1 protein-coding gene is annotated in these 249 nt (G+C 55.0%); it reads left to right on the top strand.

Features of this window, described 5'->3' with window-relative positions; all coding sequences use genetic code 11:
- Positions 1–249, top strand: a 249-nt coding sequence (locus BTV98_RS13320) for an NAD(P)/FAD-dependent oxidoreductase (RefSeq protein ID WP_178379400.1), incomplete at both ends; no start/stop codon positions are given.

The raw sequence follows: 249 nt of genomic DNA, 5'->3' as shown, positions 1-249 counted from the left end.
GCAAACCAGCTATCGCTGCGAGTCGCTCGTGGTAGCGACGGGCGGCTTATCGATTCCGACACTCGGCGCGAGCGGATTTGGTTACGAGCTTGCGCAGCAGTTTGGACATACGCTGGTAGCAACCGATGCCAGCCTTGTACCTTTTACCTTTACCGATAAAACCGGTGAGCTGATTCGCACGCTTGCCGGTATCAGTCTGCCGATGATTGCCAGTAATGAGCGCATCTCCTTTAAGCTACCGCTGCTCTT

The sequence above is a fragment of the Psychrobacter sp. Cmf 22.2 genome (assembly GCF_001921745.1).
In the GTDB taxonomy this organism is placed as follows: domain Bacteria; phylum Pseudomonadota; class Gammaproteobacteria; order Pseudomonadales; family Moraxellaceae; genus Psychrobacter.
The sequence above is the reverse complement of the archived record's forward strand: the minus strand, read 5'-3'. Positions and strand labels throughout refer to the sequence as shown.